Below are 7962 nucleotides of genomic sequence, written 5' to 3' on the forward strand. Positions count from 1 at the left end.
GCCACATAAATTCGCCAATAAATATATGTACTGATAATAACTTCAAAAATAAGATCCATGACTATATTTAATTGCTTAAGCATTGCCTCTTCCAAACTGGAAGCAAAAACCAAAATTATGACTTGCAAGGAAATACCAACTATCAAAAACAACACAAGTGATTGAATTGTAATAGGTAGACTCAAAGCAATAATACGCTTTAAAAAATCACGACCTTTTTCCCCCCATTCACTTTAAAGATTGCATTTATCCAGCTAATCAACAAAAAATAATTTGGTTAAAATAACATCAATCTGATCTCGAAACCATGACAATTGTCGAATTACAAAGAAAATATCAAATTGGTCGATACGCAATAAAAAGCTACCGTAAACTTTTAACCGGATTGAAACAAAATGAATAGGATTTGAGCATAAATAATCATTGTGCTAATATTTCCCTATTAATAATAAGATTATAAATAACAATGTTAGATAACATTTTTGGCATTTTAGACAAATTAGGCTTTGGAACTCAAAAACGTGCCATCAGTGCTCAATTTTCAAATGCACAACTTAATTCACAAATTATGCTACAACGTATTGATGGATTTCATGGCATCAATGAAGGAATGTCAGCAGAACTGATCTGCCTATCAACGAATCCATTCATAGAATTAAAACAATTTATTGGTTGTCAAATAGGTGTTGATCAAGTCACTGATTCAGGCAGATTGTTTAGAACGACTGGTATTATTACAGGCGCTTCTCAAGGACAATCTGACGGGGCTTTAAGTCTATACCGCTTGACCATGCAAGACCCAACCAGCTTGTGGCATAAACGACGTAATAGCCGTGTATTCATGAATAAGAATGTTGTTGAAATTATTGAAGTAATTTTCAATGAATGGCAATCTAAAAGTGCCTTGTTTGCTTCAAGCCTAAAATTAGATACTAGCGGACTAACTAAGTCTTATGATATCCGTCCATTTTCGATGCAGTCAAACGAAAGCGATTATGCATATCTAACCCGATTAATGCGTGAAGAATCAATTAATTGGTTTATTGATGAGGCTAGTTATCTTGTATCAAGTAATAGCCAAAGTATTGAAGCACAAAAACTACGTTTAGTCGATGATAATGCCCAATTTAAAGCCATTGAACGTCGAAGCATACGCTACCATAGGTCAAATGCAACAGAACAGTATGACAGCATTACAAGCTTTATTGCACAACGTAGCTTACAGCCTACGGCAATCCATGTACAACGTTGGCAAGCAGATAGCTTAAGTCAAGAAGATGCCAGCGGATCAGTGCTCAGTTCGCATAAACACAGTGCCAATAGGGATAATGAAAGTCTAAGCCTAGAACAAGCATGGAGTATCTCCCCTGCATGGATTAGTGACCTTAAAGGTGAAGATCAAGCCACAAAATCAAGCAATAGCCAACTTGATAAACTCAACAAACAACTGAATCAATATCAAGCCTTACAATCCAAATATTTTACCGCACACAGCAGTGTCCGAGATACTCAAGTTGGATATTGGTTTCAACTCTCCGATCATCCCGAACTTGAAAAAAATCACAGTTCGGCTGATCGAGAGTTTTTGATACTCAATAAGCACTACTATAATCAAAATAACCTACCAAAAGATTTGAAAGATCAATTGGAAAAGTTACTTAGCCTCAGTCATTGGGAAACAAGTAAAGACAGCGAACAAGAACGTCAAGCCAACGAATTGATGGTGGTGCGTAGAAGTATTGCCGTTGTTCCTGAATATGATCCACTACAACATCGCCCTACTGCACATGTACAAAGAGCCAAAGTCACCACAGATGGTGAGGAAATTCATGTGGATGAATGGGGACGAATTAAAGTTCGTTTTCTATTCACACGAACAGATGACCATAGCCATGATGGTGGTTCAGGTTCAAATGATAATGATACAGATTCAGCTTGGGTCGATGTACTAACCCCTTGGGCGGGTGAAGGCTATGGCGCTAGATTCTTACCTCGTAAAGATGAATTAGTTGTGATTGACTTCTTTGATGGCAATATTGACCGTCCATTTGTGACAGGACGTATCCATGAAGCAGAGAGAAATCCAACCAAGTTCGATATAAAAGGACAACTCCCTGATACCAAAAAACTCAGTGGGATACGCTCCAAAGAAGTGGATGGTGAAGGATATAACCAACTGCGCTTTGATGACACGACAGGACAGATCAGCGCACAGCTCCACAGTAGTCACGGTGCAACGCAACTTAACCTCGGTAATTTAAGCCATCCGAAAGACAAAGCTGAAAGTGAGGGTCGTGGTGAGGGGTTTGAATTACGCTCAGATCAATGGGGAGCAATAAGGGCGACAAAAGGTATCTTATTAACTTCTGAGTCATCAGAACAAGCTCAAGGTACGCTACTTACACGTTCGAAAACACAAGAAAATATTAAATTCCATGTGGATGGTAATAAATACTTCAAAGAAATAGCAACGGCACATCAAGTTGATGAACCTGATTTAGAATCACAGGAATTATTAAAAGAAATATTCGATAAATGGAATGAGAGTTCAGATGCATTAGTCACTTTGCATAGTGAATCAGGAATGATTTTAGACAGCAAAGAAAGCATGCATCTTGAATCAAAAGATAATATAGATGTAAGTACACCTAAGAATTTGCAATTTTTTACTGGAAAAAGTTGGATAGCCCAAGCATTAGATAAAATTTCAATTTTCGCAAAACATGCTGGCATTAAGATTAAATCTGGTGAAGGTGATGTGGATGTCACAGCACAAAAAGGAAAAATGACGCTTTCTTCAAAGCAACAAATGCATGTGTATTCACTCAATGACCTTGTAAGAGTAGAAAGTGGGAAAGGTATTCTCATCACTAGTGGTGGGGGATATATCAAAATCGAAGGTGGAAATATTGAAATTGCCTGTCCTGGTTTAATGGAACTTAAAGCTGGTCAAGTAAAGGTTAGTGGTGGAGCGTCACTGTCTAGTCAGCTTCCAGCAATGCCTGAATTGAAATCTAACTATGATGAACATTTTATTCTGCACTATCCAGATGGGGAACCTGCAAAAAATCTGAAGTACAAAATAACGGCTGAAGATGGACAGGTTTTTGAAGGCGTATCCGGTGAAGATGGTAAAACCAGTGTGTTTTCTAAAGATGTAATGACTGCGCTAAATATTGAAGTATTTTCTCCAGAATAAAGTATCACGGAAGGTTAATAATGAAATTATTTAAGTGCTTAGTACTTTGTATCGTAATAGTAAGCTCTTTTAGTGCATGTTCAAATGTTGAGAAACAGCAGGAAGGAATTCAAGTGATTGATTATAGTAATCCAAAGAAAGTATGTTTCGGTCGTATTGAAATGACTGTACCGAAAGAAACAGAAGTGGAATATAGTAACTTCAACTACAACGGTAGTGATATTGAAGTTGATGGGAGTGTAAAAACATATGAAGCATATCAAAAACTCATTAATGACAAGATTCAGTATTTAAAGCATGAACCTCATGAAACTGAAGGGGTTTTATTAAAGCAAGAAATACAAGGTCCTGTAAATCAAGCTGGACGCTCTGTTAGCCACATTATTGTTTTTCGGGATGGAAAATATGTTACTTCCATATATGAAATCTATGGTTATCTCTATTTAAGACCAGGTAAAATGCTTATTTTAAAAAGTGGTGCAAGCAATGATCTTCTAAATGAATCATTAGCAGATATGCAACATACCTTAAAAAGCATTCAATTAAGAAATGAAAAAGGTGAAGCACACGCTGGTCTATGTTGGAAGGAATTTTTTATTTTAGATGATATGAGTAAAAACATTCCATTCACAGGTGGATATTTGCATTTTAGATTTCCAAGTTATCCAGGAGTTCGGGCTGATATTGAGCATCGTGTTCGTTTGGAGTCAGATATTCCTTTAATTGAACTTATGAAGAAGAGACAACAAGAGTTACCTGCAATTGTAAAAGCACAAATGAAAATTGAAAATTTAAGAGAGCATAAAAAAGTCATTAATGGTTTGGTTGGTGAAGAAGTATTGAATCATGTTTCTGAACGTGCACATTTTGAACGTGGTTTTGAAAATGGATCTTGGCAATATTTAGGCGATTTAAATAATGATAATGACCCATATATTCAATTTAGTTTCGAAAGTGCTGAAATGACTAATCCAGATGAATCTTTTTACTCTATGATTAGTCAGAAAAATGTACTTCAACTGAATTATTTTATTTTAAATAGTATTCAAATATCTCCTAATAATAAAAAGGAAAAATAAAATGGGTGACGTAATATCACAATCAAAATCTGCAACCAGTCCTACATCGAATAAAGTTGGAACAAATGTAGAAGTCCCTCTTAATGATACGATTCCAATTATATTTGTACCTGGAATTATGGGTTCTAACATATATAATAAAGCATTAAAGAAGCCTGTATGGCTATTAGGCAATGGCGCAGGAATAGCTAAAACATTAGTTCAACAAATGAATAAAAGTCCAGCTACCTTGCAAACTGAATTAGATTATTTAAATACTGAAGTATACAAAGATGGCACTATTAAAGTTGATAGTCGTTTAAAATTAACAGAAAAATTTTTAAGAGATCGTTATTGGGGGACCGTACATTGGGATAGTTATGGTGGGATTTTAACTTATTTACAAATGGTACTGAATAATGTCGATTTAAATGAAAAACCTATATATGGTATGGGAGGTTTGGGTGGTGGTTATGCTGCTATTCAAGAAATGAAATTGCAAGAATCTATCTATGAATGGAAAAGTCTAATAAATAAAAAAGAAGTAGAAAATTGGCATCCTCAAGAGGCATTTACAAATATAGCTCAACAAGATATTGAACATTTGAAAGCATTTCACTTCCCTGTTTACGGTATGGGTTATAACTGGCTTCAGTCCAGTGAAAATGGTGCAAAAATTGTATCTGACAAACTTGAAGCAATTAAAAAATCACTTGGTGGCCGATTTCATAAGTTTATTATAGTGACTCATTCAATGGGGGGATTATTAACTCGCCGCCTAGTTCAAATCCGTTCTGATATTGCAGGGGTTGTGCATGGAGTAATGCCAGCAGAAGGTGCAGCAGCAGCATATCGACGTATTGTTACTGGTTCTGAAGATGTTGGAGCATTACCAGCTTATGTACTTGGTAAAAATACTGAACATGTAACTGCTGTATTAGCAAATGCACCTGGGGGCTTAGAATTATTACCAAGCAAGGCGTATAACAACGGGAAACCATGGTTATATCTCAAAGGTTCAGGATTAATGAATGGGAAGGATTTACAAACAAATGTTGTATCCTTACCACAATCCGACCCCTATAGTGAAATTTATAAATCAGATGGTGTTTGGTGGGAGATGGTTAAAGCAGAACTGATTGATCCTGCAAATATGGTAAGAAATAATAATCCTGGTAAAAAAGTAAAAGATGTATATTTTAAAAAAATTGAAAAAGTTAAAGAATTCCATGACAAAATAACAAATAAGTATCATCCATATACTTATGTAAATTATGGACATGATCCTAAATACTCAAGTTTCGGTACATTAACATGGACATTAGATCAAAATCTTAGAGGAGTAACTGCACAGCAAATGAAAAACTTGCCTAGAGCAAGTGCCCAAGAAGTTGAGGCATATAATCAAAAAGTTGCAAAAGATGCGATGTATATGGGACAAGCTGCTTACCACTACATTAAAGCAAATATGAAAGAAAATAATGGGTTGCGATATATTAAACTAACAAGTGGTAAGTTTGGAACATTTAAAATTTCAGATAAAAATGCGGATGGAGATGGAACAGTTCCATGGGTTTCAGGACGGGCTCCTTTTAAGCAATCTGGAGTTAAACAAGTTTTTCAAATGACTGGATTTGATCATCAAGGCTCATATAACAATACTCATGTTCGAAGATCAGTTCTTTACTCAATTGTTAAGATTATTAAAGAAAATAATATTCAACCTAAGTTTAGATAGACTTAAATGAAAAAGAATAACTGACCCTGTAAAAAAATCTGTGTAAATGTTGTTTAAATGAAAGCGTCTAAACGGACCTTCAAATTCGAACATAAACCGATTCATTGCCGCACGCCAATCCCGAATTGGCATATTCCACTTTTTCGATGCAGCTTCAATCGCTAAGTAAATCACCTTTCTGACTGAGTCATCGGTTGGAAAGAGTTTACACTTCTTGGTTGCTTGTCGAATCACACTGTTTAGCGACTCAATTGCATTGGTCGTGTAGATCGCTTTACGAATATCGGCTGGATAAGCAAATAATGTATTCAAGTTCTGCCAGTGTGCATACCAGGATTTGCTGATTTGCGGGTATTTGTCATCGATAATCCCCCCCTAAAAATAATAGGACCTAAAAGTAGAATTTTCTCTTAAAGTATAGGCAGGAGATTCTGCATGAAAACATCTAAATTTACTGACAGTCAGATCATGTCCATTTTGAAACAGGCGGAGTCTGGCACACCTGTAGCCACCCTTTGTCGTGAACACGGTATGAGTAATGCGACCTTCTATAAATAGCGTGCCAAATATGGTGGTATGGATACGTCATTAATGGCTCGACTCAGAGAGTTAGAAGCAGAAAATATCAGACTTAAAAAAATGTATGCTGAAGAGAGGTTAAAGGCAGAGATCATTCAGGAAGCGATGTCAAAAAAGTGGTAAAGCCATCTTGTCGACGTCAGATGACACAACAGGCAGTTGCCCACCATGCTATTAGTATTCGTTTAGTTTGCACTGTATTTGGAATCAGTGAAACCTGCTACCGTTATCAAGCTAAACTCAGTAATGACAATGTGCTCATTGCAGAACAGCTCATTGACCTCACTGAGGAAAATTCCGATTGGGGCTTTGGTCTATGCTTCTCATATTTACGGCATGTTAATAGTTACTGCTGGAATCACAAGTGGGTTTACCGCATTTACTGTGAGTTAGCCTTGAACCTGCGTATTAAGACAAGAAGAAGACTAAAACGGCATGCGCCTGAACCATTGAAAGAACCAATCCGTGAAAATCAGGTCTGGTCATTAGATTTTATGCATGATCAGCTTTCCGATGGTCGCAAGTTTCGATTATTGAATGTGATTGATGATTACCGCCGCGAAGGCCTAATCATTGAAGCAGGGTTCTCATTGCCCACAATTAGGGTTATTCGTACGTTGAATCAATTGTTGGAGTGGAGAGAAAAACCATTAGTGATCCGATGCCTTGCGCAGCAGTGCTGCTTAGGCCACGAGTTTATCAGTCACGAATTTGTACGCTGGGCTACTGAGAACGGTATTCGTATTGAATATATTCAACCGGGTAAGCCACAGCAGAATGCGTATATTGAACGACATAATCGGACTATACGTTATAGTTGGCTGAGCAAGCATTTGTTTGATACGTTAGAAGAAGTTCAGGATTACGCAACTGATTGGCTGTGGCATTACAACCATGAGAGACCACATCAAGCAAATAAAGGAAGGCCACCTCTAATGGTCGCTTAACCTCTACTTTTAACTTCGGTTATTTATGGGAGGATTACCGATTACCCAATACATTCATTAGAGCTCTTGCAAAAGTCAAAAAATGATCATGCATTGGTAATAAAATAAGTGTTGAACGTCACTTCTCTCTTGTTGAAAAGCTTAGAATGAGGGCGGATTCTTCCTATCAATCCTCTCCCTAGCCCTTTCCCTAGCCTTCTCCTTTTAAAAGAAGGAACTTTCATTGTGATTTCAATACAGCTCAAAAAATGACTTATGCAAGAAATCCATTTATCTTAGAACAAATCTAGTAGACATAGACCTTATTTTTACTCTTGGCTTTAGAGCAAACCAAGTGCTTGGTGGACTATATATCCTGTCGAAAGCTCAATAAAAGTTCTCTATGAATATAAACCTTTTTCATCTCAGTTGATTAATTTGTTTTACTGCCACATAAATTCG

The 7962-nt window shown here is 36.6% G+C and carries 4 protein-coding genes and 2 pseudogenes; 4 read left to right on the forward strand and 2 right to left on the reverse strand.

Annotated features, from left to right (window positions below; all coding sequences use genetic code 11):
- Positions 1 to 185 (reverse strand): hypothetical protein (locus B9T36_RS19170; protein WP_213033331.1); only part of this gene is annotated, 185 nt, incomplete at its 3' end.
- Positions 186 to 466: 281 nt separating this feature from the next.
- On the opposite strand from B9T36_RS19170, the gene B9T36_RS18875 reads away from it, so the two are divergent.
- From B9T36_RS18875 to B9T36_RS18885, 3 genes are read left to right on the forward strand one after another with little or no spacing between them, the layout of a single operon-like run.
- Positions 467 to 3199, forward strand: coding sequence for a type VI secretion system Vgr family protein (locus B9T36_RS18875; protein ID WP_086210958.1), 2733 nt, complete (start codon positions 467 to 469; stop codon positions 3197 to 3199).
- Positions 3200 to 3219: 20 nt separating this feature from the next.
- Complete coding sequence (locus B9T36_RS18880; protein ID WP_086210959.1) at positions 3220 to 4278, forward strand: T6SS immunity protein Tli4 family protein; 1059 nt, start codon at positions 3220 to 3222, stop codon at positions 4276 to 4278.
- A gap of 1 nt (position 4279) precedes the next feature.
- On the forward strand, positions 4280 to 5995 hold the full coding sequence (locus tag B9T36_RS18885) for an esterase/lipase family protein (RefSeq protein ID WP_086210960.1): 1716 nt from the start codon (positions 4280 to 4282) through the stop codon (positions 5993 to 5995).
- A 53-nt stretch (positions 5996 to 6048) separates the two neighbouring features.
- Here the strand turns inward: B9T36_RS18885 and B9T36_RS18890 are convergent.
- Positions 6049 to 6358 (reverse strand): annotated as a pseudogene (locus tag B9T36_RS18890) (transposase); the annotation flags it as partial.
- Positions 6359 to 6430: 72 nt separating this feature from the next.
- Between B9T36_RS18890 and B9T36_RS18895 the strand changes: the two are divergent.
- Positions 6431 to 7521 (forward strand): annotated as a pseudogene (locus tag B9T36_RS18895) (IS3 family transposase).
- Positions 7522 to 7962 lie beyond the last annotated feature (441 nt).

Source organism: Acinetobacter sp. ANC 4204 (assembly GCF_002135205.1).
Classification (GTDB): domain Bacteria; phylum Pseudomonadota; class Gammaproteobacteria; order Pseudomonadales; family Moraxellaceae; genus Acinetobacter.